Source organism: Acidaminococcus fermentans DSM 20731 (genome assembly GCF_000025305.1).
Taxonomy (GTDB): Bacteria; Bacillota; Negativicutes; order Acidaminococcales; family Acidaminococcaceae; genus Acidaminococcus; species Acidaminococcus fermentans.
On record NC_013740.1, the window covers coordinates 1687045 to 1712038 of the forward strand.

Genomic DNA, 24994 nt, shown 5'->3' on the forward strand with positions numbered 1-24994 from the left:
TTTCTCTCCTTTAATGAATGAACATGGCGTCGCCGAAGCTGAAGAACCGGTATTTTTCCTGTACCGCCACCTTGTAGGCGTGGAGGATGTTTTCCCGGGTGCTGAGAGCGGAAACCAGCATGATCAGTGTGCTCTGGGGCAGATGGAAGTTGGTCACCAGGGCATCCACGAAGCGGAACTGGTAGCCGGGATAGATGAAGATGCTGGTCCAATTGCCCCCGGCCTTCATTTCCCCGCTGGCCCCGGCGCTTTCCAGGGTCCGTACGGAGGTGGTGCCCACGGCGATGATCCGCCGGCCTTCCCGTTTGGCTTTGTTGATGGCGTCCGCCGCTTCCTGGGAAACGGTGTAGAATTCCCGGTGCATCTTGTGGTCCTCGATCCGGCTTTCATTCACCGGACGGAAGGTGCCCAGCCCCACATGGAGAGTGACGAACACTTCTTCCACCCCCATGTCCCGGATTTTCTGGAGCAGTTCCCTGGTAAAGTGGAGGCCGGCCGTAGGGGCCGCCGCGCTGCCCCGTTCCCGGTTGTACACGGTCTGGTACCGTTCCTTGTCCTCCAGTTTTTCATGGATGTAGGGGGGCAGGGGCGTTTCTCCCAGCCGGTCCAGGATTTCCTCGAAGATCCCGTCATACTGGAACCGGGCGATCCGGCCCCCGAAATCCGTGGTGTCCAGGATCTCACAGCTCAGCTCATCGCTGAACTTGATCCGGGCCCCTTTCTGGAGCTTCTTGCCGGGTTTCACCAGCACTTCCCAGTCGGTGGCGTTCTTCCGGTTCAGCAGGAACACTTCCACATGGGCCCCGGTGGTCTTGAACCCGTGGAGCCGGGCCGGGATCACCCGGGTATCGTTGAACACCAGCAGGTCACCGGGCTTCAGGTATTCCGGCAGATTGAAGAAATGCCGGTGTTCCAGTTCTCCGGTCTTTTTGTCCATCACCAGCAGCCGGGAAGAATCCCGGGGTTCCACCGGTGTCTGGGCAATCAGTTCCTGTGGCAGATCATAATCAAAATCAGTAACTTCCATTTTTTTCTCTCTCCTAATAGACCTGTTTGAGGGTAATTCCCTTGTAATAATGGGACAGGATGGTCCTGTAACTGTTCTTTTTCTTCTGGAGGGCCATACCTCTGGCTCCCCACTGGCTCAGGCCCACCCCGTGGCCGAACCCGTTTCCGGAAATGATCACCTTTTCCCCTTCCACATTGGAGAAAAGCCGCATGTCTCCCACACTGGCTCCGTCGGTTCCGTCTTTTTTGCCGCCCCCGATGGGGATGGTCTTTTTCCCGATGGGATAGCCGTAGCCGTTGGTGATGGTCACATCCAGTTCTTTGGGCCGTTCCAGGCCGATCTGGATATCGAACAGGGTGCTGTTCAGGTCCAGCAGGGACCGGACCTGGCTGCCGGTAAGGGTCACGCTTCTTTTGGACCCCACAAAGGTCAGCCGCTTCACCCGGCCGGAAATTCCCCGGTCCGGGGTCCAGCGCATGGGGGCTGCCGTGCGGGCGGAGAGCCGGATGCCCTGGAGGTCTCCCAGGTCATAGCCCCCCTGGCTCAGCAGCCGGGTCAGCTGGACTTTGGTAAAGGTCCGGGTCCAGGAAAATTTGGGAGAATCCTGGTCATAGTCCGGCACCGCCTGGAGATAGGGGATGTCTTTCCCCCACACGGCACTGGCCGCTTCCGTATAGCCCCCGCCGCTGCTGTGGAACACCGCCTGGATGGGTTCTCCCTGGTACAGAGCCGCCACGCCGCTGGTGGCATCCACCAGTCGGGAGGTGTTGGCATGCTCCGCAGAAAGGCCCCCGTACACCTGGCCCAGTTCATTGGACCGGATGTCGAAATTGGGATACTTCCCATGCTCCAGGCTGTAGAGGGCAAAGCTCCGTGCCGCCACTGCCTGGGCCTTGATGGCTTCATCGGGCCACAGGGGAAGCACTTCTTTGGCCACCACCCCGTAGAGATACTGTTCCAGAGGCAGGGTATTCACCACATTCAGGTTCTTTTTCCCGCTGTTCAGGAGCACCGTCAGGGCGCCCCGGTATTTTTTCTGGTGCACCAGCACCGGGTCCCGGGCATCAGCGGCCACCAGGGACACCTGGCTGCCTTCCAGTTTTTTCTGGTCCGCATACAGGGACCCGTTCTTCACGCTGATAAAATGGCTGCCCGGATTCAGCACCGTGGTCTTTCCCCGGCTGTCCACCACTTTGATCTTGCCGGTCGAACTCACCTGGGCCGCAAACTGATCCACCGCCAGCCCCACCCGGAGCTTCGGACCGCTCCCGGCCGCCAGGGCCAGGCTCTGGATCAGCAGCAGCAGGACCAGCAGGAAAACCGTCCGTTTCCCTTTCATTTCGTTCCGTCCTCCGTGGGATAGGGCACCCCCAGATACTGGTACGCCGCCAGGGTGGCCTGCCGTCCCTTGGGGGTCCGCTGGAGCATCCCCAGCTGCATCAGGTAGGGTTCGTACACATCTTCCAGTGTCTCGGTCTCTTCGTTGAGAGAAGCCGCCAGGGTATCCACCCCCACCGGCCGTCCGCCGAAATCCTTCACCAGCTTGTGCAGCAGCCGCCGGTCGTTCTGGTCCAGGCCCAGGTCATCGATTTCCAGCCGTTTCATGGCATCCCGGCACACGTCCCGGGTGATTACCTCATGGCCCCCCACTTCCGCAAAGTCCCGGACCCGCTTCAGCAGCCGGTTGGCCACCCGGGGGGTGCCCCGGCTCCGCCTGCCGATCTCATAGGCCCCTTCCGGTTCGATGGATACTTTCAGGATTTCCGCCGCCCGTTCCACAATGATCTGGAGTTCTTCCGGGGTGTAGAATTCCAGGTGGCAAATCACCCCGAACCGGTCCCGGAGAGGCGCCGCAATGGACCCCATCCGGGTGGTGGCCCCGATCAGGGTGAACCGGGGCAGATCCAGCCGGACGCTCCGGGCTGCAGGCCCCTTCCCGATGATGATGTCCAGGGCATAGTCCTCCATGGCGGAATACAGGATTTCCTCCACGGTTTTCGGCAGCCGGTGGATTTCATCGATGAACAGCACATCACTGTCACTCAGGTTGGTCAGGATGGCCGCCAGGTCCCCCTGCCGTTCCAGAGCCGGCCCGCTGGTGATCCGGATGTTCACGTTCAGCTCGTTGGCGATGATGTTGGCCAGGGTGGTTTTCCCCAGGCCCGGCGGTCCGTAGAGCAGTACATGGTCCAGGGCCTCTTTCCGCTTCAGGGCCGCCTGGATAAAAATCTCCATATTTTTCTTCACTTTGGACTGGCCGATGTATTCCGCCAGCCGCCGGGGACGCAGGCTGTACTGCCATCCATCCTGTTCCTGCTCATGCCCGGCGATTACCCGATTGGTATCTTCCATTTAACTCCTCCTGGCCAAAAGGCGCAGGGCCTCCTTCAGAAGGTCCTCCGCCCTGCTGTCAGCAGTCACTTTCAGTTTTTTCAGCACCTGGGCGATTTCTCCCTGGGTGTATCCCAGATAACTGAGCCCTTCGGCCACCGCTCCCAGGGTGGTGGTGTCGTCCTCCGGCACGTCTCCGTCGAATCCCCCTGCCGTGCCCTCTTCTTCCAGGCCTTCCGGACCGGTCATGTCCTTCAGTTCCAGCAGCAGCCGTTCAGCGGTCTTCTTGCCGATGCCCGGCAGCTTGGTGAGGAATTTCAGGTCCCGGCTCTTCACCGCCAGGTAGAAGGCATCCACCTTGGCCGCCGACAGGATGCCCTGGGCCACCTTGGGACCGATGCCGCTGACGGTGATCAGCTGGGTGAACAGGGAATAGGCGTCGTAGGACAGGAAGCCGAACAGCTGGAGGGCATCCTCCCGTACGGACAGATAAGTGTAGATCTTCACCTTCTGGTCCACCTGGATCCGGGACAGATCCCCGGTATTCAGGAAAATCCGGTAGCCCACCCCCTGGGTGTCCACCAGACAGAAATTCGTTCCAATATGGTCCACCCGTCCGGTAATGAATCCGATCATCGCATTCTCTCCTGCAGTTCCTGTTCCCGGATGAAGTTCAGCCCTGTAATGCCAATGGCCAGGGCATCGGCCACATCATCCGGTTTGGGTTTTTCCTCGATATGGAGCAGTTTCTGTACCATATAGGTCACCTGTTCCTTGTTGGCCCGTCCGGTACCGGTGATGGCCTGCTTCACCTGGATGGGCGTATAGCCGTAGACCGGGATGCCGGCCCGGGCCGCCGTCAGCAGGATGACCCCCCGGGCCTCCCCCACCGCAATGGCCGTAGTCACATTCCGGTTGAAGAACAGTTTTTCCACGGACATGAAATCCGGATGGTACCGGTCGATCAGGTCCGTCAGTTCCTCATAGATTTTGTTCAGCCGTCGCTCCGGCAGCATGTCCTTGTCCGTAAAAACGGCCCCGTAGTGGACCGGGATCAGACGGCTCCGTTCCAGACGCACCAGCCCGTAGCCGCAGATCGCCGTTCCCGGGTCGATACCCAATGCCAGCATATCCGATTCCCTCCTTAGGGTCAAAAAGCCGGCCTCCGGGGAAAAAGGTCCCCAGCTGGCCGGCCGTATTCATTCCTGGGATGGCTGTGAGGCAGCTTCCCCCTTATTCTTCCTCAGGCAGGTCAGCGTTCGTATAAACGTCCTGCACGTCGTCCAGTTCATTGAAAGCATCGATCATGTTCTGGACTTTTTCTGCATCTTCCCCGGCCACGGCAATGGTGTTGTCCGGGATCAGGGACAGTTCGCTCATGGCCACTTCGATGTTGTGGTCAGCCAGAGCCTTTTCCACGGCATCATAGTCTTCCGGAGAAGTGGTGATCACATAGGCATCGTCGGTGGTTTCCATGTCTTCCGCACCGGCATCCAGTGCCACTTCCAGTACTTCGTCCTCAGAAGGAGCCCCTTCCTTTTCCACGGTGAACACGCCTTTGTTCTTGAACATCCAGCCCACACAGCCGGATTCACCCATGTTCCCGCCTTTGGAGAACACGTGCCGCACATCGGCCGCCGTCCGGTTCCGGTTGTCCGTCAGGGCGCTGACCATAATGGCCACCCCGGCCGGGCCGTAGCCTTCGTAGGTGATCTGTTCGTAGTTGGAGCCTTCGGTGGCACCCTGGCCCTTGGCGATGGCTCTCTTGATGTTGTCCTTGGGGATGTTGTTGGCTTTGGCCTTGGACAAAGCCAGTTTCAGTCTCATATTGCCAGTAGGATCAGGACCGCCCATACGTACTGCGATGGTGATTTCCCGGCCGATTTTCGTGGTGATTTTCCCACGGAGAGCATCAGCCTTCCCTTTTTTGAATTTGATATTCGCCCATTTGGAATGTCCTGACATGCTAAATTCCTCCTACATAAATTCGAAAACGCCGGGTATGGAGCCCTGTTTTCAACGTACTCATACCCGGCTATTTTATCACACTCTGTTTATTTGCGCAAATATACCCGTTCCATGTCCACGTGCTTCACACCGTCCATGGCTTTTTCGATTTTCCCGGCGCTGTCCGCCTGGGTGGTGCCGGCGAACCGTTTCAGCAGCACCCGGGTGAGGCCCGGTTCCGTCAGCGCTCCCGGTCCGTTCAGGCAGCCTTTCTGGCAGGCCATCCCTTCCAGATACTGGAGATCCAGTTTCCCGGCTTCCACATCCTTCAGGGCTCCCAGACATTCATCCAGCCCGTTGCAGTACAGGGTCTTCAGGGAATCCACTTCCACTTCCGGATGGTTGTCCCGGATGTAATCCTTCACGGCGGTGCTGACCCCGGCAGCCTGGGGGAAGCTGCAGCCGTCGGCGGAAGAAGCGGGATTGAACGGTGCCACTTCGCATTCCGCCGGATCGATGCCCCGGCTGTCCATCATGCACTTCAGCTCTTCGAAAGTCAGGACGAAGTCAATTTCGTCCGGATGTTCCCGGGCTTCCACCTTCTTGGCGATGCAGGGCCCGATGAAACAGGTCAGGGCACCGGGATGGGCATATTTTTCCAGCTTGCTCCGGGCCACCATGGGAGACACTGCATCGGAGATGCAGTCCGCCAGTTCCGGAGCGTGGCGCTTCACCGTAGCCACGAAGGCAGGGCAGCAGGAGCTGGTCAGGATCTTCTGTTTGCCGGTGGGCACCTTTTCCAGCAGTTCTTCCGCTTCGGAAATGGTGGTCATATCCGCCCCCAGAGCCACTTCCTTCACGGAAGCAAAGCCCAGTTCCTGGCAGGCCTTCACGATCTGGCCCGGCTGTACCTTCAGGCCGAACTGGCCCACGAAGGAAGGCGCCAGCAGTGCCACCACTTCCTTGCCGCTCTTGATGGCCTGGATCAATTGGACGATATGGCTCCGTTCCTCGATGGCGCCGAAGGGGCAGGCTCCCCGGCAGGCACCGCATTCCACACAGATGTTCTTGTCGATTTCCGCTTTTTTATTCTTGCCGGTATGGAGGGCATGGACCTTGCAGGCATTTTCACAGGGACGGGCGATTTCCACCACAGCGCCGTAGGGGCAGGCCCGTTTGCAGTTGCCGCATTCAATGCACATGTCATAGTCGATATGGGCGCGGCCCTGGTATACGGAAATGGCTTTCTTGGGGCAGCCGTTCATGCACCGGTGGGTCAGGCAGCGGCGGCACACATCGGTGATCATGTATTTGTTCACCGGGCAGGCAGAGCAGGCTTCCGGCAGCACAGCGATCACGTGCTGGGTCCGGTCCACCGGTTCCGTGGTGGCCTTGTTGGCGGCATCGATGATGTTCATGTCTTCGTTGACACCCAGGGCCACACAGATCCGTTCCTTCAGCACCGCCCGTTCCTTGTGCACGCAGCACCGGGTCCGGGGGGTGTTTTCGTTGACGATCTGCAGCACGTCATACACATGATCCGGCAGGTTCCCGTCATAGGCCATCTTTGACACCATGGTCAGCACTTTCCGTCTGATGTTCGTAATAACAGTGACTTCCATATCTTGCTCCCCTTTAAATCATTGAAATTCGATCAATCTACATGCCCTCTATCATACCATATTTTATAAGAAAAAATAAGCCGGGAACTGTATATTTTTAAGTAAGAGTGAAACAAAAGTTACACTTATCCATAAATTCAGGCTTATGGCGGATATAACAAAGGAGTGCCGCACATTGGGTGCAGCACTCCCGTATATACAGTGACCACTTTTATTCCAGACCCAGCAGCTTCTTCACTTCCGCTTCCATCCGGGTCTTGTCCACCACATCGCTCTGGCGTTTCTGGAGCTTGGACAGTTCCTGCATCCCGGCCGGGATGGGCATCTTGGCCAGCCGGCTCAAATCGTCCATGGCCACGAAAGGATCCAGTGCCTTTCCTTCGTAGGTGTCCGGATCGATGGAGGCCAGGACCACATCATTGAACTTGAAGGGGCTGGCGGTACTCAGCACGATGCTGTAGGTTTCGTCCCCGGTCATCAGCCGGTACTTTTCCATGGCCTTGTAGGCCACCGCCGTATGGGGATCCATCACATAGCCATAGTTGTTGTACACATCCCCGATGGTTTCCCGGGTTTCCACTTCGTCCACCCAGGTGCCGAAGAAATCCTTCAAAATCTTGTTCTGGAGTTCCGTGCCGATCTTGTATTCGCCCTTTTCGTTCAGTTCCTTCATCCATTCCGCCACCTGGACTGCATTATGGTCGGTTTCTTCGAACAACAGCCGTTCCAGGTTGCTGGAAACCAGGATATCCATGGAGGGAGAAATGGTCTTGTGGAACGGACGCTTCCGGTTGTAGACCCCGGTATTGATGAAGTCCGTCAGCACATTGTTGCTGTTGGAAGCACAGATGAACTTGTTCACCGGCAGCCCCATCAGTTTGGCATAGAACCCGGCCAGGATGTCCCCGAAGTTCCCGGTGGGCACGGCAAAGTTCACAGGGGCCCCGTTTTCGATCCGGCCACTGTTCACCGCATCCGCATAGGCACTGAAATAGTACACGATCTGGGGCACCAGCCGTCCCCAGTTGATGGAGTTGGCCGAAGAGAAGGCACAGCCGTGGGCCTGGAGTTCTTCCGCCAGAGGCCGGCTGCCGAACAGAATCTTCACCCCGGTCTGGGCATCGTCGAAGTTCCCTTCCACGGCCACGGCATGGACATTGGCTCCCCGCTGGGTCACCATCTGGAGTTTCTGGATGTCGCTGACCCCCTCCTGGGGATAGAACACGATGACCTCCGTTTCCGGCACATCGGCGAACCCAGCCATGGCCGCTTTCCCGGTATCCCCGGAAGTGGCCACCAGGATCACCAGTTTTTTCTGTTCCCCGGTCTTCTGGACCGCCTTGGTCAGGAACAGAGGCAGAATCTGCAGGGCCATGTCTTTAAACGCACAAGTGGGGCCATGCCACAGTTCCAGTACGTCCAGGTTGTCTTTCAGAAGGTGCAGCGGTGCCGGGAAATCCCCGAACCGTTCCTTGCTGTAAGCCGTTTCCACACAGTTTTTCAGTTCATCTTCGCTGTAATCCGTCAGAAAACGGGCCAGTACCGTCAGTGCCCGGGCACTGTAGGGTGCTTCCCGCATGGCATCGATTTCAGCCAGGCTGATGGGCGGAAATTCCTTGGGGACGAACAGTCCACCGTCTGCCGCCAGGCCATTGGAAATGGCGTGAGCCGAGCTCACCATGTCAGTTTTCCCTCTTGTACTAATGTATAACATAGTCCCCCCTACTTTCTGCATATCGCAATTCAAATCATAGCATAAGAACTGTATATACGCAACAATTCCCGTTCAAATATTTTCTTTGTTCGCATTTCATCCGGTCCCCCGGAGGCCGGACGGCTTTCCTATCCCGTTCCCTTTTGTTATAATGGAAGCAGTTCAGTTCATTATATCAATTTATGGAGCGAGAGACAAATGGACGTTAAAATTGCTTGTGCGCAAATCCAAATCGAACCGGGCAATCCGGAAGCCAACACCCGGAAAGCCCTCCAGGCCATAGCCAAAGCCCGGGCAGCCCAGGTGGACATCCTGCTCCTGCCGGAACTGATGGTCCCCGGCTATCTCCTGGGCGACCTGTGGGAACAGAGTGCCTTTCTCCAGGACTGCGAAGCCTGGGGCCGGGAGATTATCGCCGCCAGTGAAGGCCTGTGCGTAATTTTCGGAAACATTGCCACCGACCCTGCCAAAGTCAATGAAGACGGCCGGGTGCGGAAGTACAATGCCGCTTTTGTGGCCCAGGACGGAAAACTCCTCCGGGGCGGCCTGCCCTACCCCTTCATCAGCAAGACTTCCCTGCCGGACTACCGGGAATTCGACGACAGCCGGTACTTCCACAGCATCGCCAAACTGCTGCCGGAACTGGGGCCGGATGTGACCATCGAAGACCTGGTGAAGCCGGTCTCCCTTACCCTCCGGGGCCGGGAGCTGAAACTGGGGGTCCTTTTGTGCGAAGACGGCTGGACGGAAAACTATCATTATAATGTACCGGAGCTGCTGAAGAAGAACGGGGCCCAGATCCTCTGCAACCTGTCCTGTTCTCCCTACACCTTCCACAAGAACCGGAAACGCCATGACCTGTTCGTGAACCAGTCCCGTTCCTGTGCCATCCCCCTGGTGTACTGCAACAATGTGGGAATCCAGAACAACGGGAAGAACGTGTTCACCTACGATGGCTGCAGCTGCATGTACGATGCACGGGGAGAGATGGTCACCGATTCTCCGGCCTTCCAGGAAGATCTGCTGGTGAGCCTGTGGAATCCGGATACCGGTTCCATCCAGGGAGAACGGGGACTCCAGGAACCCTTGTCCGATGCCCAGGAAATCTACCGGTCCCTGCGCTACGGGGCCTCCCTGTTCCTGGACCAGCTGGGGATCCGAAAGATGACCATCGGGGTTTCCGGAGGCATCGACTCCGCCGTCACCGCCGCTTTCTACGTGGATATCCTGGGTCCGGAAAATGTGCTCCTGGTGAACATGCCCAGCCAGTACAATTCCGATCTGACCAAAAACCTGGCCCAGAAAATGGCGGAAGCCCTGGGGGCCAGCTACGCCATCCTGCCCATCCAGGAAGTGGTGGACAAGACCATCCTCCAGTTCAGCAGTACGGACATCCACAACTATGCCACCGGAAACGATTTCCACCTGAAAGTAACCCCTTTTGCCGCCGAGAACATCCAGGCCCGGGACCGGGGTGCCCGGGTGCTGGCCGGTCTGGCTTCCCTGTTCGGGGGCGGGTTCTCCTGCAACTCCAACAAAGCGGAAATGACCGTGGGCTACGCTACCTTCTACGGGGACATTGCCGGGGTGCTGGCACTGATCGGCGACCTGTGGAAGCACCAGGTCTATGGATTGGGCCGGTATCTCAATGAAGAAGTGTTCCGCCGGGAAGTGATCCCGGACGAAATCTTCAAGATCAAACCCAGTGCGGAACTGTCCGCCGCCCAGACCGTGGGGACCGGTGGAGACCCGCTGGTGTATCCCTACCATGATTACCTGCTCCAGGCCTTTGTGGAAAGCTGGAACAAAACCTCGCCGGAAGAATTGCTGGGCTGGTACCTGGAAGGCACCCTGGAAGACCATCTGGGCTGCGAAAAAGGCCTGGTCCGGCAGCTGTTCCCGGATGTCCGATCCTTTATTGATGACCTGGAACGGTGGTGGAAACTGTTCTGCGGCCTGGCGGTGGCCAAACGGATCCAGGCTCCGCCCATCCTGACCATTTCCAAACGGGCCTATGGCTATGACCACCGGGAAGCCCAGCTGAAACCTTTCTATTCCCGGAAATACAGGGAAATGAAGGCCCTGGCCCTGGGAGAACAGGCATGAACCGCCAGCCCTGGCTGCTGCGGAACGCCCTGCTGGCCGCCATCTATGCGGCCCTGACCCTGGGTCTGGCCCCTTTCAGCTACGGTCCCATCCAGGTGCGTCTTTCCGAATGCCTCACCCTGCTGGCCTTCTGCAGCCGGCGGTGGATCCCCGGCCTTACCATCGGCTGCTTCCTGGCCAATGTGGGCAGTCCCTTTGGACTGCCGGACATGGTGCTGGGGACCCTGGCCACTTTTCTGGGGATCTGGCCCATGCACCGGCTGAAGAGCCCTCTCCTGGCTTCCCTGTGCCCGGTGCTCAGCAACGGGGTGGTGATCGGGGCCGAGCTGGATTTCCTGGCCCAGCTGCCTCCGGACCTGTCCCTGGGAGCGGCCATGGCCTACATTGGCGCCGGCGAATTCCTCAGCGTCACCGTACTGGGAAATATACTGCTGAAAATGGTCCTGAAAAACGAAACCTGCAGGAGGATATTGGTAGAATAAAAAATGGAGGCTGTTGCTCACGCGACAGCCTCCATTTTTCATTCACTCACCTTTTGGAAAAACTCTCCCAGGATCTTTTCCATTTTTTCCCGGCCGTCCCCCGGCTGGGCTTCGTAGATTTTCTCATCCCCATAAAAGAAGGTGGGCACATAATAATAGTTCCGGCCCTTCAGTTTTTCCGGTTCCCGGTTTTCATTCACCTTCACCAGGGGGATCTTTTTGTATTCCGGATGGGTCGCAAACAGATCCTCCAGCACTTCATTGGCCAGCCGGCAGTAAGGGCATCCATCCATGTAGATAAAAAGCAGTTCCATTGTATTGCCTCCTTTTCATATCCGCAAATGATTTGCGTTAACCTGTATTTTTAAAACGTTGACCTCGGAAAAATCCTTCTTTATAATGATAACCATATTATACCAGAAGGGATGAGATCATTGAAGAGAGAAGCTTTGCGTGCACTGACGGACCGGATTGTGGAGGGTTACCGGCTGAAACCGGAAGACCCGGAAGTCCAGGAACTCCTGACCCAGCCTCTGGAAGAACTCCAGGAAGAAGCCGGGCGTATCCAGCAGCACTTCTGCGGAAACCATGTGGATTTCTGCACCATCATCAACGCCCGGAGCGGCCGCTGTGGAGAAAACTGCAAATACTGTGCCCAGGCGGCCTGCCACCATACCGGCTGTGAAGAATACGGCTTCCTCTCCAAAGAAGAAGTGATGAAAACCGCCAAAGCCGACCAGGACGCCGGCGCCAACCGGTTTGCCATGGTCACCTCCGGACGGGCCCTGACCGGCAAAGATTTTGAAAAAGCCCTGGCCATCTACCGGGCCATGAAAAAGGATCTGACCATCGACCTTTGCGCCTCCCACGGCATCCTCAGCCAGGAACAGTTCCGGAAACTCCGGGAAGCCGGCGTCACCAGCTACCACCACAACATCGAAACCTCCCGCCGGTACTTCCCCCAGATCTGCACCAGCCATACCTTCGAGGACCGGATCCGCACCATCAAAGCGGCCCAGGCCGAAGGGATGTGCGTCTGCTCCGGGGGCATCATCGGCATGGGCGAAACCTGGCAGGACCGGCTGGACATGGCCTTCACCCTGCAGAGCCTGGGCATCGAATCCATTCCCATCAATGCCCTGATGGCCATTCCCGGCACCGGCATGGAAGGCCGCAAGCCCCTGCCCGCAGAAGACATTCTCCGGACCATTGCCCTTTTCCGGTTCATCAACCCCACCGCCAACATCCGTCTGGCAGCCGGCCGGAAGCTGCTGCCCCAGAACGGAGCCACCGCACTGAAAGCCGGCGCCTCCGCCTCCATTACCGGCAACATGCTCACCACCAGCGGCACCACCATCAAGGAAGACATGGAGATGCTGAAAGAACTGGGGATGACCAACCGGTAAAAAAAAGGACCCTGGACGGGTCCTTTTTTTATACCATCAGAAGCATTCGCAGTTGACCATGAAATAGGATTTGGGATGAGCGCACACCGGGCAGACTTCCGGAGCTTTTTCCGCTTCCACGATATGGCCGCAGTTGGAGCAGATCCATACGGTCTTTTCACTGCGCTGGAACATGGTCCCGTCTTCCACTTTCTGCAGCAGGGCTCTGTACCGTTCTTCATGGTGCTTTTCAATGGCACCCACAGCCTTGAACTTGTAGGCCAGATCCTTGAACCCTTCTTTTTCAGCGGTTTCAGCGAATTCCTTGTACATTTCCGTCCATTCGTAGTTTTCGCCGGCAGCGGCATCTTTCAGGTTGGCCACCGTATCAGGGATGGAACCACCATGGAGAGCCTTGAACCAGATCTTGGCATGTTCTTTTTCATTGCCGGAAGTTTCCAGGAAGTTCTGGGCAACCCGTTCGTACCCTTCCTTCTTGGCTACACTGGCATAATAGCCATATTTATTGTATGCCTGGGATTCACCGGCAAACGCAGTCCATAAGTTTTTTTCAGTTTGAGAACCTTTCAATTCAGCCATTGTCAAATCCTCCTTTTTCTCTCGGGTTCCCCGGAACGAAGAACCACACCCCTTTGGGACATCATTTCTTTGACATCCTTATAATACAATAGAAGTAGAAAATAGTCAAGGCTTTTTAATAATTATTTTCGTTTAGTTTGATTTGTATCCTATTCTTTTCTGGCCATCCGCTCTGCCAGGATTTCTTTGGCGGTCCGGACCCTGCCGGACTTTTTCCCGTCCCGGGGTCCATGGACCCCTTCCAGGAAGATCCGCACCGGCAGGTTGGAAGAACCGGGGGGTGAAAAATAGAAGGCCGCGCTTTTCCCTGCCGGCACCTGTCCCAGCTTCATAGTCTCCCCATCATGGTCCCAGCCAAAGGAAAGCCCATTGTCCGGGATCCGGATGTACCGGGCGGTCTGCCCCTGGACCGTCAGCACCCCGAAGCCTGCATAAGCCCCTCCATAGGGATTGAACCGGAGCCGGGTGTCATTTTTTCCCCGGGTCCGGAAGTCCACATCGTACATGACCCCATAGTTCCCGTAATTCACCACAGGAGCGTTCCGGGTCACGTCCACGCCCCGCACATAGGGATCCCGATTGTCATCGGCCAGTTCCACGCCCCAGATGGTTCCGCTTTCCGTGTCAAAGGCTTCCGGCAGGGTCACATGGGCATCCGCCCCTTCAAACGTGCCCCGGAGCACATGGCCCCCTTCATCCGGAGGCAGGATGGCATAGACTTCTGCAGAAATCCGGGGATCCGCCTCCACCGGCATCATAATGAAGGAAACTTCCACCGGCCGTGCAAAATCCAGGTCCACGATCCCGGTGACCAGTTCCTGGGGATGGAGGATGTATCCTCTCCCGTTGTTCAGGATGTCCCGGGGTTCGCTGAGGAAGAATTTCCTTCCGTTGGGCGCCGCACTGTAATACCGTTCCTGGGCTTCCTTGCCCGCAGCCAGCCAGTCCTCATTGGGCCGGGAGATCCCGGTTTTCCCGAAGCTTACCAGACTGGGCCGCAGGGTAGTCCGCCGCAGCAGCACAGCCAGCCGTTTGTCCGTGGATGTGTCATTCACATGATGGAAGAACAGCCGGACCGGCCCTTCCACCGTATCCCGGTACATAATCCCGGTTTTCCCCACCATTTCCGGACTGTCCGAAAAAATCAGCTTGGGTCCGTCATGGGTGATGGTTCCCTTTACTTCCTGATAGGACGGCACCCCGTCCTGCCAGGCCAGATCCTGCACCGAGGCCTGCGCTCCCAACGGGAACAGCAGAGCCAGGCCGGCGCAGAGCCAACTCCAGATTGATTGACGATACTGCAACAATGGCCCCTCCTGTATTTAAAAGTCTGTTTGCAAGAAACATATTCCTTATTCTATCACAAAATCCTGATATGCTTGTTATTTTCAGAAATTATCAAAAAGTCCGCTTTTTTCCCTTGTATAAAGCATGGCAAGCCGCTATAATATGAAATATAGGATTTATTTATAAGAACCGTTTATGAAATCATGGCGTCATGATTTTTATCAGAAAGGAAGTTGCCTATGAAAGTCCGTACCATGCAGGCCGATCCCAGCGGCAACGTCACTTTATATGTGCTGGATCCGGTCCCACAGAAAGACCGCAAGGAACTGAACCGCCAGTTGCTGACTCTCCACCCTTCCGTGGAGCAGGCAGGCTGTCTGTCCATCAAAGAAGGGCAGCCCCAGGTGGAAATGATGGGAGGGGAATTCTGCGGCAATGCCACCCGTTCGGCAGGTGCCTGTGCCCTTTACTTCAATGGGGAGAAGGAAGGAGAATTCCAGGTCACCTGCAGCGGCTGTCCCGTCCCGCTGCCCGTCCGGGCCAAAAAAGTCCGGGAGAACCTGTACGAGGCCAGCGTCCAGCTGCCCCCGCCCCTGTCCATGAAAAAAATCCGCCTGTCCTACGAACGGGAAAGCGTGGAATGTCAGGAAGTGGTGTTTCCCGGAATCACCCACTATGTGTATTTTACCCTGAATGTGGATGAAGTGGACCAGGACCAGCTGTTCTATTCCCTCCAGCGGGAAATTTCCCGGGGAGAGGAACCGGAGGCCTACGGCCTGATGCTGGTGGAAATGAGCACCCTGAAAGTGATCCCCATTGTGTATGTTTCTGCCACCGGTACCCTTTACCATGAAAACAGCTGTGGCAGCGGGTCCGCTGCCGTGGCTGCGGCCCTGACCCAGCGGCAGAAACGGTCCCTGGCGGCCACTCTCCAGGAACCGGGCGGACGTATCGACATCGAAACGGACTGGCAGGCTGAAAAGCTGGTTTCCATTACCATCGGAGGCCCTGTCCGGCTGGGACCGGAAACCCTGGAGGATACAGAGAAACCCTGATTCAGAGGCTCTTTCCCTCTTGACAACATTTCAAAACCCATGATAGAATATTTTTGTTGTGATATCCATCACGCTTGCCGAAGTGGCGGAATTGGCAGACGCACTTGACTCAAAATCAAGCGCCCTAAAAGCGTGCCGGTTCGAGTCCGGCCTTCGGCACCAATTGAAAAGACGAAAGAGATTGTTGTTAAGGCAACAATCTCTTTTTTTGTCAGCTGTCAACGGTCACTGGCCGATGGAAAGGCATTTTCCCTCATTTTGCCGGTACAATGGTTCCTTTGAATTTTTCCTCGATGAATTTTCTTACCGCTTCGGAATGGAAGATTTCAGCGATTTTTTTGTATTCCCCTTTGTCTTTGTCCTTTTCCCGGGCAGCCAGCACCATCACAGCCAGCGGTTCATCGTCCTTTTCCCAGAACAGCCCCTGCTTCTTCACATCCATGCCGGAACTCATCACATAATTCATGGTGATCACCGCCAGATCCACATCCGCCAGGCTCCGGGGCAGCTGGGCCGCTTCCAGTTCCTTGAACTTCAGATTCTTGGGATTTTCCACCACATCGCTGACCGTGGCTTTAAAGCCCACACCCTGTTTCAGTTTGATCAGGCCGGCTTTTTCCAGAAGCACCAGCCCCCGGCCCCCGTTGGTGGGATCATTCGGGATGGCCACAGTGGCCCCTTCCGGAACATTTTTCAGGTCATGGATCTTGTCGCTGTAGATCCCCATGCGCATCAGGATGGTATTCCCGATGGGCACCAGCTTGGTGCCGTTCTGCTTGTTGAAGTTGGCCAGGAAGGGCGCATGCTGATAGCTGTTCAGATCCAGGTCCCCTTCGGCCAGGGCTTTGTCCGGGGTGATGTAATCGGAGAATTCCACCACTTCCATATTGATCCCCTGCTTCTTGGCTTCGTCCGCCACTGCATGGACCACATCCGCATGAGGCCCTGCGGTCGCCCCGATTTTAATGGGCTTGCCGCTGCCTGCACTTTTCTTGTCCCCACCGCTGCCGCCGCAGCCGGCTGCCAGCAGTGCCGCCGTTACCATCCCCGTCAAAAACAACAGAAGTTTCTTCTTTCCTTTCATTTCATCGCTCCCCTTTTAATTCATATTAATTTACTAGTAATTGATGTGTATATCATAGACGGAAAAGAGAAAGATGTCAAGAGACTGGATATGCGCAGCTCCCTGACCCTTATTCTCCCCAGACCTCCTGGACAATGGAACGGACCAGAGCCAGTTTGGCCCATTGCTGTTCTTCCGTCAGCCTGTTGCCGATTTCGCAGGAGGCAAAACCGCACTGAGGACTGAGGCAAAGGTTTTCCAGGGGAACATACCGGGCCGCTTCCCGGATCCGGGCGATGACCTGTTCCCGGTCTTCCAGTTCCGGCCGTTTGGTGGTAATGAGGCCCAACACCACCTTTTTCCCGGGAACCACTTCCTTCAGCGGTTCGAAGCTTCCGGACCGTTCATCATCGAATTCCAGATAAAAAGCATCCACATTCTCCCTGCCGAACAGCAGCGGCGCAATGGGGCCGTAGCCGCCCCGGGCCGCCCAGGTGGAATGGTAATTGCCCCGGCATACATGGGTGGTGATCACCAGATCTTTCGGACGGCCTTCCAACGCCATATTGTTCAATCTGAGGTATTCCTCCGCAATGGCCTTCAGGGAAACAGCTCCCTTCTGGCGCTTGTTCCAGTATTCCGTATCGCAGAACATGCCCCAGGTGCAGTCATCGAACTGGATATTCCGGCAGCCGGCATGGTACAGATCCCGGATTACCTGCCTGTAGGCGGCGGCAATATCCTGGAGCAGCTCTTCCCGGTCCGGATACACCGCATCGGTGATTTTCCCGTTGTCTCCCCGGTACAGTTCTGCCAGAAGCTGTGCCGGCGCGGGCATGGTCTGCCGGGCCAGTGTATCATCATCCTCAAATCCCTTTACATACTTGAAGTGCTCCACAAATGGATGATTTTCTCCGCCGATTTTCCCGGTGACGATGGCGGTGCCCCGGGTGGTCTCCTCTCCGTGGAACTGGTAGCCGTGTTCCAGTTCAATGTGGGTGATTCCCTGGAAACCCCAGAAAAAGTCCAGGTGCCAGTAGCTCCGCCGGAATTCACCGTCGGTGATGGTGTGGAGCCCGACGGCCTTCTGTTTTTCGATGAGCCTGGCGATCTCCTCATCTTCCACCTGCTTCAGGTCCAGGGCGGCAATCTCGCCCCGGGCAAAACTGGCCCTGGCCTCTTTGATCCGGTCCGGACGCAGGAAACTTCCTACAATATCAAAACGAAATGGTGCCTGCAAAGTCATTTTTAAAATCCCCCTCTGTATTCTGAGCCATCAGATAGTTGTTGTTTCTTCATGGGTCTTATTATAAGAAAGAGCGGGAATTTTGTATAATGGATAAAAGATTGGGATTGGTATAGATAAAAAGAATAGAGGAGTACTGCAGGTTCCGTGCAGCACTCCCCGTTTACCGGTTGATCCATTCATTGACCTTCCGGTTGTAGTACTCATTCTTTTTCTTCTGAACCCATTTGTCCCTTTCGTCACAGATGGCCAGCATTTCATCCACCATTTCTTCCGCAGTGGCCGGCTGGACATGGAGCAGGTACTGGATCATCCGTTCCACGGTACTTTCCGTTCCCAGATTCCGGGCCATCAGATCTCCCAGTTCCGCCGGATATCCCAGGTTTACCACCACATCCACCAGTTCATGGCTCAGTTGTTCCAGTCTGGTCATAGTCTGTCTCCTTTTCCCTGTTTATTTTCCCTTTTTCCACAGCCACCGGAGCAGCCGGCACAGCAGGATTCCTGCCAGCACGCCCAGGGTATCCAGCAGGATATCGGACACCTGGGCACTGCGGTCCGGGCTGAACAGCTGGAGGAATTCATCCACCGCGCCCACGGTGCCCCCCAGGAGCAGCGCCAGGAAGCTCCGGCCAGCCAGCCCTTCCAAGACCATGCCCAGGGCGGCGAATTCCGTTAGATGGGCCAGTTTCCGGATGGTATAGAAATTCAGATACCCCATGCCCGGCAGCGTCCCCCATCGGTTCAGGGCCAGATGGAGCACCGACTGGCTCTCTGCCTGGGAAACCCTTCCGTTCTGCAGGGAATGTCCCCAGATGAACCCCAGCAGCAGTACCAGCAGTATCCAAAGCAGCCTGCGGCCCATAGCCCCACCTCCTGTCCGATGGGTATAATTATAGCATAAAAGAAGGTACTGCACGGAAAATGCAGTACCTTCTTTTCTCTCATTTATGACTGGATCCTTCCACCCCATCACCGGTTTTTTTCGGGCTGTTCTTTTGGATGAGGGCACCCCATACGCTCTTGAAATCCTTGGGACGGAAGCCCAGATTCATTTCCCACACAGTCAATCCTACCATTTCCATACTGATCTCTCCCTTCCCTTTTACTGGATGCTTGGTTTGTTTTCCTTTGTGGCTTCATTATACGATGGAATCGCTACAAAGAAAAACAAATAGATTTCAGCATTACTACAAGTTAACACCTGTGATATAATACAAAAAAGGAGGCGGTTCCATGGAACTGGCACAGAAAATGTTTCTTCTGGCAGCGGAAGAAATGAATTTTACCAAAGCAGCGAAACGGGCCTTTGTAACCCAGCAGTGTCTCAGCGAACATATCAGCAAACTGGAAAAACAGCTGCATACCAAGCTGTTTCTCCGAGGACGGCATCTTCAGCTCACAGAATCGGGAAAGGCCCTGGTCAGTACCCTGCAGCAGATCCAGCACCTGGAAGAGAACCTGGAGCATCGGATCCAGGAAATCGAAGCCGGAGAAATCGGGGAAGTCCGGTTGGGAATCAGCACCTCCCGGGCCCGGCTCCTGCTTCCGGGTTTCCTGGAAACTTTCCACAAAGAGTATCCCCAAGTCCACATTTCCATTACTTTGGGGGATACGGTCCGCCACATCCAGCTGCTGAAATCCCAGAAACTGGACCTGGTGGTGGGCCTGGATGCTCCGGCAGATCCCTTCCTGGAGGAACTGCTCATCGGAAAGGAACAGCTGATGGTGGTGGGAACCCGTTCCTTCTTCCTGCAATATTATCAGGGGCCGGCCACTCCTGGAAAGTGGAATTCAGGGGATACCCTGTCCCTGAGCGACTTTTCCCCTTTTCCTCTGATTGGCAACCGGGAGCACATTACCCTGCTGGAACTGGTCCAAAGCTGTCTCCGGGAAAATCATCTGGATTGTCCCCAGCCCATTTCCATCAGCGACATCGGTACCCAGGTCCAGCTGTGCCGTCTGGGGCATACGGCCACCTTCTGCAATGATATCCTGGCTTTCCCCTTGATCCGGGAAGTGGAAAAGAGCCAGGAAGATCCCCTGCTGGCTTTTTACATTGCCAATGAGACCCACACCATGCGTTCCAGCATTTTGCGCCTGAAAGCCCAGGTACGGCCCAGATACCTGGAGGATTTCACGGAAGCATTGCTCCAGTATATGAAAAAAGCTGCTGCCACAGTCAGATAAAACGGAGGAAATATGCCGAGCAGGTCTTCTTGACAATCTCCAGGAATCGTCTTATAATGCAGCTAATAGATTTATATTTATCAATATGAAAGGAGAGTATCCCATGGAATCTTTATCCCATACAGCCCGACAGTTCAAGGCCCTGGGCGACGAAAACCGTCTCCACATCCTGGAACTTCTCCAGGGAGGAGAACGGTGCGCCTGCGTGCTGCTGGAAAATCTCCATCTGTCCCAGCCCACCCTTTCCCACCATATGAAAATCCTGTGCGACGCGGGGCTGGTCACCGGTCGGAAAGAAGGCAAATGGGTCTACTATACCCTGAACCGGAACACAGCCCGGGAACTGGAAGAACGGATCCGGGCCCTGTTCCGGGAAATCCCCTCTCTCCAGCCGACGGACTGCAACTGCCACAAGTGCCAGTAAATTTTTTGCGTTAACAGATTGATAAATTTCAATCTATAAATTTATTTTCTGGGAGGAATCCATTATGGAAAGAAAACAAGTACAGATTTTTGAACAGGCCATGTGCTGCCCTACAGGACTTTGCGGTCCTTCCATCGATCCGGAACTGCTGCGGATTTCTGCAGTGCTGGACACTCTGGAAAAGCACGGAATCCCGGTGGAACGGTATAATCTGAGCAATGCGCCCCTCAAGTTCATCCAGACCCCGGCAGCCGCAGAATTCCTGCAGCACCATGGGCCTGAGGAACTGCCTCTGATCCTGGCAGATGGAAAAATCTGGATGACCGGCCGTTACCCCACCAATGAGGAATTTGCCCGGATGCTGGATTTCAATCCGGCCCTGCTGGTCGAAGACTCTGCCCGGCAGGACAGCGAAAAACAAGGACCCGGCTCCTGCTGCTGCTGCGAAGAAGAACCGGTTACCGGATCCTCCTGCTGCTGCGAAGAAAAGAAAGACAGCGAAACGTCCGGTTCCTGCTGCAGTTCCAGCTCTTCCAGCTGCTGCCATTGAAAAAGGGAGGCCCTCATGGAACTGTATGATCCTTTTGCCGCCATCCGCACCCAGTATGTGTTCTTTACCGGCAAAGGCGGTGTGGGTAAGACCTCCACAGCCTGTGCCACCGCCGTGGCTCTGGCCGACGCCGGACAGAAAGTGCTGCTGGTCAGCACGGACCCGGCCTCCAATCTCCAGGACATCTTTTCTCTGGAACTGAAAGAAAAACCCACTCCCATTCCCGGTGTCCCCGGGCTGGAAGCGGCCAACCTGGATCCGGTCAAGGCCGCTGCCGCCTACCGGGAAAGCGTGGTGGGTCCCTATCGAGGCATTCTGCCGGAAGCCGCCCTGCGGAACATGGAAGAACAGCTGTCCGGTTCCTGCACCATCGAAATCGCTGCTTTCAACGCCTTTACGGATTTCCTCACAGATCCGGAAACGGCCACAGCTTATGATAAGATCATTTTCGATACAGCTCCCACCGGCCATACCCTGCGGATGCTCCAGCTGCCTTCTGCCTGGAGCCAGTTTATCAGCACCAGTACCCACGGAGCCTCCTGTCTGGGTCAACTGTCCGGCCTGGAAAGCCGGAAGGCCCTGTACCGGCAGGCTGTAGAAACGCTGGCGGATCCTGGCCGGACCACCCTGCTTCTGGTGGCCCGTCCTGACCGGCCTCCGCTTTTGGAAGCGGACCGGGCATCCCGGGAACTGGCCAAACTGGGCATCGGCAACCAGCAGCTGATCATCAACGGGCTGCTGGAAAAAACCGATGATCCGGTCACCAAAGAACTTTTTGCCAAACAGCAGATGGCTCTGGCAGAAATGTCCCAGGGGCTGAAAATCCTGCCATCCTGGCAGATTCCCTTCCGGAGCTACAATGTGACCGGCCTGGACCATGTACGGGCTCTCCTGAAAGGGGAAGTGGCCCCAGTCGCCGGACGGGAACAACAGGCTCCCGTCTACACCCTCCAGGAGGTGGCGGAAGATCTGGAGCGGAATCATCGGAAGGTCATCTTCACCATGGGCAAAGGCGGCGTGGGAAAAACCACTGTAGCGGCCTCCCTGGCTCTCCGTCTGGCCCAAAAGGGACACCAGGTACTGCTCACCACCACCGACCCGGCCGGCCATCTCCAGGAAATCCTGGATCAGACGGACCGGCTCCAGCTGTGCCAGATCGATGAGCAGGCTGAACTCCGCCGCTACCAGAAGGAAGTCCTGGACCAGGCCCGGAAAAATGGCCTGAAAGAAGGAGATCTGGCTTACATCGAAGAAGACCTCCGTTCCCCCTGCACCCAGGAAATCGCCGTGTTCCGGGCATTTGCAGAAATCGTGGCCCGGTCCGGGGACCGGATTGTCATCATCGACACTGCCCCAACCGGCCATACCCTGCTGCTCCTGGAATCCACAGAAAACTACGACCGGGAGATCCGCCGGACCCGGGGTGCTGTTCCCCCTGCCGTCCAGCAGCTACTGCCCCGGCTGAAAGGGCCGGAAACGGAAGTGGTGATCGTCACCCTGCCAGAAGCCACTCCTGTGTATGAAGCCCTGCGTCTGGAAGCAGATTTGAAACGGACCCGGCTCTACAGCCGCTGGTGGATCATCAACCGGTGCTTCAGCCAGACTGCCGCCCAAAGCCCTCTGCTAAAGGCCAAAGCGGACCGGGAAATCCCCTGGATCAACCAGGTGGCAGCCCACGCCAGCGGCTGTGCGGCAGTGATTCCCTGGAAACAGGCAGAAATCAAAGGAAAGGTGCTGGAAACATTATGAACCGAAAACCTGTTGTCGCTTTTCTCTGTATCCAAAATTCCTGCCGGAGCCAGATGGCCGAAGCCTTTGGCCGTCACCTGGCAGAAGATGTGTTTGTCAGCCGTTCTGCCGGTACCTGTCTGGCAGAACGGATCCATCCAACCGCCCAGCGGTTGATGAAGGAACTGTACCGGATCGACATGGAAAAAGAAGGCCAGTTCCCCAAAAGACTGGAATCCCTGCCCACGCTGGACATGGTGGTGACCATGGGCTGCGGTGTCCAATGTCCGGTACTGCCCGGGGTGAGGACCCTGACCTGGGAAATCCCTGACCCGGCCGGCAAACCAGATCCAGAGTTCCGTACCATTATAGAAACCATCCGGTCCCAGGTGCTGTCCCTCCGGGATCAGATGAAAGGAGATGTCACAAAATGAAGGAAGGTAAAGATCAGGGCATCAGCCCGTTCCAACGGTATCTTTCTCTTTGGGTATTCCTCTGCATGGTGGCTGGAGTCCTGATAGGCCATTTCCTGCCGGCGGTGCCCCGTTTCCTGGACCGGCTCCAGATTGACGGGATTTCCATACCCATTGCCATCCTGATCTGGATCATGATCTATCCCATGATGATGAAGGTGGATTTCCAAAGCATCCGTGAGGTAGGGCGCCATCCCAAAGGACTGTTTGTCACCTGGATTACCAACTGGCTGATCAAGCCCTTTACCATGTATGGTCTGGCTGCCTTCTTCTTTTATCATGGATTCCACGGATTCATTCCAGAGGAACTGGCCACCCAATATCTGGCCGGGGCCGTTCTCCTGGGTGCTGCTCCCTGTACGGCCATGGTATTTGTATGGAGTACCCTGACCAAAGGAGATCCCGCTTATACGGTTGTCCAGGTAGCCACCAATGATCTGATCATCCTGGTGGCATTCGTACCCATTGTCAAATACCTGTTGGGTGTATCCCATGTAACTGTTCCCTACAGCGTGCTGTTCCTGAGCATCTTCCTGTTCGTAGTGATTCCCCTTGCCGGAGGGATCCTGACCCGGATCAGCGTCATAGAGCGGAAAGGTGCTGCTTATTTCAACCAGATCTTTGTCCATAAATTCGATCAGGCAACCACCTGGGGACTGCTGCTGACCCTGGTGATCATTTTCAGTTCCCAGGCCCAGGTCATCCTGTCCAATCCCTTCCATATCCTGCTGATCGCCATTCCCCTGGTCCTTCAAACCTATCTGATCTTTGCCATCGCCTATGGCGCCAGCAACCTGCTCCATCTGCCACATGACATTGCAGCTCCGGCCGGCATGGTCGGTGCCTCCAACTTCTTCGAACTGGCCGTAGCCGTGGCCATTGCCCTGTTCGGAGTTACCAGCCCCGCCGCCCTGGCCACCACCGTAGGCGTGCTGACAGAGGTCCCCGTGATGCTGAGCCTGGTGAAAATTGCCAACAGGAAACAACTGGACCACAACTGACAAAAACATAGGGAGTAAAGGCGCTGTGAAAAAATCATCCACAGCGCCTTTATTTTGCTAGCGTCAGCTGGCTTCCATCAGCTAGTGACTAGTGACTAGTGACGGGGTGTGAAAAAGCATTTTTTCACACCCCCTTTTTCAGTGGCTGGTGGATAGCGAGTAGTGGTTGGAAAAGAATTTTTTGCACGCAGGGCAGGTCGGTAAGCAGGTCGATCAAAGCAATCGGCCCCTACAGCGTTGGGGTCATAGCAATACCGTATTCCCTCAGCCGGGCAGGGTGCCGCTGGCCGACCATGGAGCCGAGCGTAAAGCCATTTTCTGTTTCGCTCATCCACCGTGAGCCTCGTTCAAGCGAAGCGCGTTGGCGGAAGGCGGAATGGAACGGCGAGGCAGAAAATGGCAGGGAGGCGACTTTGCGTCGGCAAGGGGTGCCCTGCCCGGCGGCGACAAGCAGCCTTCTCCTCAGAACACAAAAAGAAAGAGCATCGCGTCTGCGATGCTCTTTCTGGCTTAACCGGCAGCTCCCTATCCTCCCGGACCGTTTCCAGTCGAGTACTTTCGGCGTATAAGGGCTTAACTGCTGTGTTCGGCATGGGAACAGGTGGATCCCCTTAGCTATCGCCACCGGATTTTCAATTGAAGGCATGAGCCCTCAAAACTTCATGAAGAGACATATACGTTCTTTCGGACGTAACGTTACGAGCTTCTTTCGCTCACTTACTCTCTTATTTCGTATGCCTCAGCCGCTTCGCGGTAGAGGATACTCACGGATGCTCCTTTT

26 protein-coding genes, 1 tRNA gene and 1 rRNA gene are annotated in these 24994 nt (G+C 56.1%); 11 read left to right on the forward strand and 17 right to left on the reverse strand.

Features of this window, described 5'->3' with window-relative positions; all coding sequences use genetic code 11:
• Positions 1 to 10: 10 nt before the first annotated feature.
• The 8 genes from queA to thrC all read right to left on the reverse strand — a co-directional run bounded on the left by queA (position 11) and on the right by thrC (position 8623).
• Positions 11 to 1027, reverse strand: a complete 1017-nt coding sequence (gene queA / locus ACFER_RS07760; protein WP_012938869.1) for a tRNA preQ1(34) S-adenosylmethionine ribosyltransferase-isomerase QueA — start codon at positions 1025 to 1027, stop codon at positions 11 to 13.
• A gap of 13 nt (positions 1028 to 1040) precedes the next feature.
• Positions 1041 to 2348, reverse strand: coding sequence for a SpoIID/LytB domain-containing protein (locus ACFER_RS07765; protein WP_012938870.1), 1308 nt, complete (start codon positions 2346 to 2348; stop codon positions 1041 to 1043).
• The gene (gene ruvB, locus ACFER_RS07770; RefSeq protein WP_012938871.1) at positions 2345 to 3361 is read right to left on the reverse strand and encodes a Holliday junction branch migration DNA helicase RuvB; all 1017 of its coding nucleotides are present in this window, start codon (positions 3359 to 3361) and stop codon (positions 2345 to 2347) included. The genes ACFER_RS07765 and ruvB overlap by 4 nt, the downstream gene beginning before the upstream one ends.
• Positions 3362 to 3976 (reverse strand): Holliday junction branch migration protein RuvA, encoded by a 615-nt coding sequence (ruvA, locus tag ACFER_RS07775; RefSeq protein ID WP_012938872.1) that lies wholly within the window; start codon positions 3974 to 3976, stop codon positions 3362 to 3364.
• Positions 3973 to 4470 carry a crossover junction endodeoxyribonuclease RuvC gene (ruvC, locus tag ACFER_RS07780; RefSeq protein WP_012938873.1) on the reverse strand — a complete coding sequence of 166 codons (498 nt, stop codon included), beginning with the start codon at positions 4468 to 4470 and terminating at the stop codon, positions 3973 to 3975. Before ruvC ends, ruvA begins: the two co-directional genes overlap by 4 nt.
• Before the next feature lie 103 nt (positions 4471 to 4573).
• A complete protein-coding gene (locus tag ACFER_RS07785; protein ID WP_012938874.1) occupies positions 4574 to 5305 on the reverse strand; it encodes a YebC/PmpR family DNA-binding transcriptional regulator in 732 nt (243 codons plus the stop codon).
• An 89-nt stretch (positions 5306 to 5394) separates the two neighbouring features.
• On the reverse strand, positions 5395 to 6909 hold the full coding sequence (locus ACFER_RS07790) for a 4Fe-4S dicluster domain-containing protein (protein WP_012938875.1): 1515 nt from the start codon (positions 6907 to 6909) through the stop codon (positions 5395 to 5397).
• A gap of 211 nt (positions 6910 to 7120) precedes the next feature.
• Complete coding sequence (thrC, locus tag ACFER_RS07795) at positions 7121 to 8623, reverse strand: threonine synthase (RefSeq protein WP_012938876.1); 1503 nt, start codon at positions 8621 to 8623, stop codon at positions 7121 to 7123.
• 198 nt (positions 8624 to 8821) lie between these two features.
• On the opposite strand from thrC, the gene nadE reads away from it, so the two are divergent.
• Positions 8822 to 10729 (forward strand): NAD(+) synthase, encoded by a 1908-nt coding sequence (gene nadE, locus ACFER_RS07800; RefSeq protein WP_012938877.1) that lies wholly within the window; start codon positions 8822 to 8824, stop codon positions 10727 to 10729.
• A complete protein-coding gene (locus tag ACFER_RS07805; RefSeq protein ID WP_012938878.1) occupies positions 10726 to 11211 on the forward strand; it encodes a QueT transporter family protein in 486 nt (161 codons plus the stop codon). The genes nadE and ACFER_RS07805 overlap by 4 nt, the downstream gene beginning before the upstream one ends.
• Before the next feature lie 38 nt (positions 11212 to 11249).
• On the opposite strand, the gene ACFER_RS07810 is transcribed toward ACFER_RS07805, so the two are convergent.
• The gene (locus ACFER_RS07810) at positions 11250 to 11525 is read right to left on the reverse strand and encodes a thioredoxin domain-containing protein (protein WP_012938879.1); all 276 of its coding nucleotides are present in this window, start codon (positions 11523 to 11525) and stop codon (positions 11250 to 11252) included.
• Positions 11526 to 11636: 111 nt separating this feature from the next.
• Here ACFER_RS07810 and bioB point away from each other — a divergent pair, with 111 nt between their 5' ends.
• On the forward strand, positions 11637 to 12617 hold the full coding sequence (bioB, locus tag ACFER_RS07815; RefSeq protein ID WP_071818353.1) for a biotin synthase BioB: 981 nt from the start codon (positions 11637 to 11639) through the stop codon (positions 12615 to 12617).
• 36 nt (positions 12618 to 12653) lie between these two features.
• Here the strand turns inward: bioB and rbr are convergent, their stop codons facing one another.
• Both rbr and ACFER_RS07825 read right to left on the reverse strand, forming a co-directional pair.
• On the reverse strand, positions 12654 to 13196 hold the full coding sequence (gene rbr / locus ACFER_RS07820; protein WP_012938881.1) for a rubrerythrin: 543 nt from the start codon (positions 13194 to 13196) through the stop codon (positions 12654 to 12656).
• Positions 13197 to 13345: 149 nt separating this feature from the next.
• The gene (locus ACFER_RS07825; RefSeq protein ID WP_143068699.1) at positions 13346 to 14503 is read right to left on the reverse strand and encodes a copper amine oxidase; all 1158 of its coding nucleotides are present in this window, start codon (positions 14501 to 14503) and stop codon (positions 13346 to 13348) included.
• Positions 14504 to 14722: 219 nt separating this feature from the next.
• Between ACFER_RS07825 and ACFER_RS07830 the strand changes: the two genes are divergently transcribed.
• Positions 14723 to 15538, forward strand: a complete 816-nt coding sequence (locus ACFER_RS07830; protein ID WP_012938883.1) for a histidine racemase CntK family protein — start codon at positions 14723 to 14725, stop codon at positions 15536 to 15538.
• 76 nt (positions 15539 to 15614) lie between these two features.
• Positions 15615 to 15700 (forward strand) — tRNA-Leu (locus ACFER_RS07835).
• A gap of 91 nt (positions 15701 to 15791) precedes the next feature.
• On the opposite strand, the gene ACFER_RS07840 is transcribed toward ACFER_RS07835, so the two are convergent.
• The 5 genes from ACFER_RS07840 to ACFER_RS11590 form a co-directional block, all read right to left on the reverse strand.
• Positions 15792 to 16622 (reverse strand): MetQ/NlpA family ABC transporter substrate-binding protein, encoded by an 831-nt coding sequence (locus ACFER_RS07840; RefSeq protein ID WP_012938884.1) that lies wholly within the window; start codon positions 16620 to 16622, stop codon positions 15792 to 15794.
• 109 nt (positions 16623 to 16731) lie between these two features.
• Positions 16732 to 17847 (reverse strand): 5-methyltetrahydropteroyltriglutamate--homocysteine S-methyltransferase, encoded by a 1116-nt coding sequence (locus ACFER_RS07845; RefSeq protein ID WP_012938885.1) that lies wholly within the window; start codon positions 17845 to 17847, stop codon positions 16732 to 16734.
• Between the two features lie 163 nt (positions 17848 to 18010).
• The gene (locus ACFER_RS07850) at positions 18011 to 18280 is read right to left on the reverse strand and encodes a hypothetical protein (protein WP_012938886.1); all 270 of its coding nucleotides are present in this window, start codon (positions 18278 to 18280) and stop codon (positions 18011 to 18013) included.
• Between the two features lie 21 nt (positions 18281 to 18301).
• Entirely contained in the window at positions 18302 to 18712 is a 411-nt protein-coding gene (locus ACFER_RS07855) for a VanZ family protein (protein ID WP_012938887.1), read from the reverse strand.
• A 79-nt stretch (positions 18713 to 18791) separates the two neighbouring features.
• Positions 18792 to 18932, reverse strand: coding sequence for a hypothetical protein (locus ACFER_RS11590; protein WP_012938888.1), 141 nt, complete (start codon positions 18930 to 18932; stop codon positions 18792 to 18794).
• Positions 18933 to 19083: 151 nt separating this feature from the next.
• Here ACFER_RS11590 and ACFER_RS07860 point away from each other — a divergent pair, with 151 nt between their 5' ends.
• The 6 genes from ACFER_RS07860 (at position 19084) to arsB (ending at position 24213) form a co-directional block, all read left to right on the forward strand.
• A complete protein-coding gene (locus tag ACFER_RS07860) occupies positions 19084 to 20037 on the forward strand; it encodes a LysR family transcriptional regulator (RefSeq protein WP_012938889.1) in 954 nt (317 codons plus the stop codon).
• Positions 20038 to 20140: 103 nt separating this feature from the next.
• On the forward strand, positions 20141 to 20461 hold the full coding sequence (locus ACFER_RS07865) for an ArsR/SmtB family transcription factor (RefSeq protein WP_012938890.1): 321 nt from the start codon (positions 20141 to 20143) through the stop codon (positions 20459 to 20461).
• 64 nt (positions 20462 to 20525) lie between these two features.
• On the forward strand, positions 20526 to 21011 hold the full coding sequence (arsD, locus tag ACFER_RS07870; RefSeq protein WP_012938891.1) for an arsenite efflux transporter metallochaperone ArsD: 486 nt from the start codon (positions 20526 to 20528) through the stop codon (positions 21009 to 21011).
• 15 nt (positions 21012 to 21026) lie between these two features.
• A complete protein-coding gene (gene arsA, locus ACFER_RS07875; RefSeq protein ID WP_012938892.1) occupies positions 21027 to 22760 on the forward strand; it encodes an arsenical pump-driving ATPase in 1734 nt (577 codons plus the stop codon).
• Positions 22757 to 23173 carry an arsenate reductase/protein-tyrosine-phosphatase family protein gene (locus ACFER_RS07880; RefSeq protein ID WP_012938893.1) on the forward strand — a complete coding sequence of 139 codons (417 nt, stop codon included), beginning with the start codon at positions 22757 to 22759 and terminating at the stop codon, positions 23171 to 23173. Before arsA ends, ACFER_RS07880 begins: the two co-directional genes overlap by 4 nt.
• Positions 23170 to 24213, forward strand: coding sequence for an ACR3 family arsenite efflux transporter (arsB, locus tag ACFER_RS07885; protein WP_012938894.1), 1044 nt, complete (start codon positions 23170 to 23172; stop codon positions 24211 to 24213). The genes ACFER_RS07880 and arsB overlap by 4 nt, the downstream gene beginning before the upstream one ends.
• Before the next feature lie 512 nt (positions 24214 to 24725).
• Here the strand turns inward: arsB and rrf are convergent.
• Positions 24726 to 24842 (reverse strand): 5S ribosomal RNA (gene rrf, locus ACFER_RS07890).
• Between the last annotated feature and the right edge of the window lie 152 nt (positions 24843 to 24994).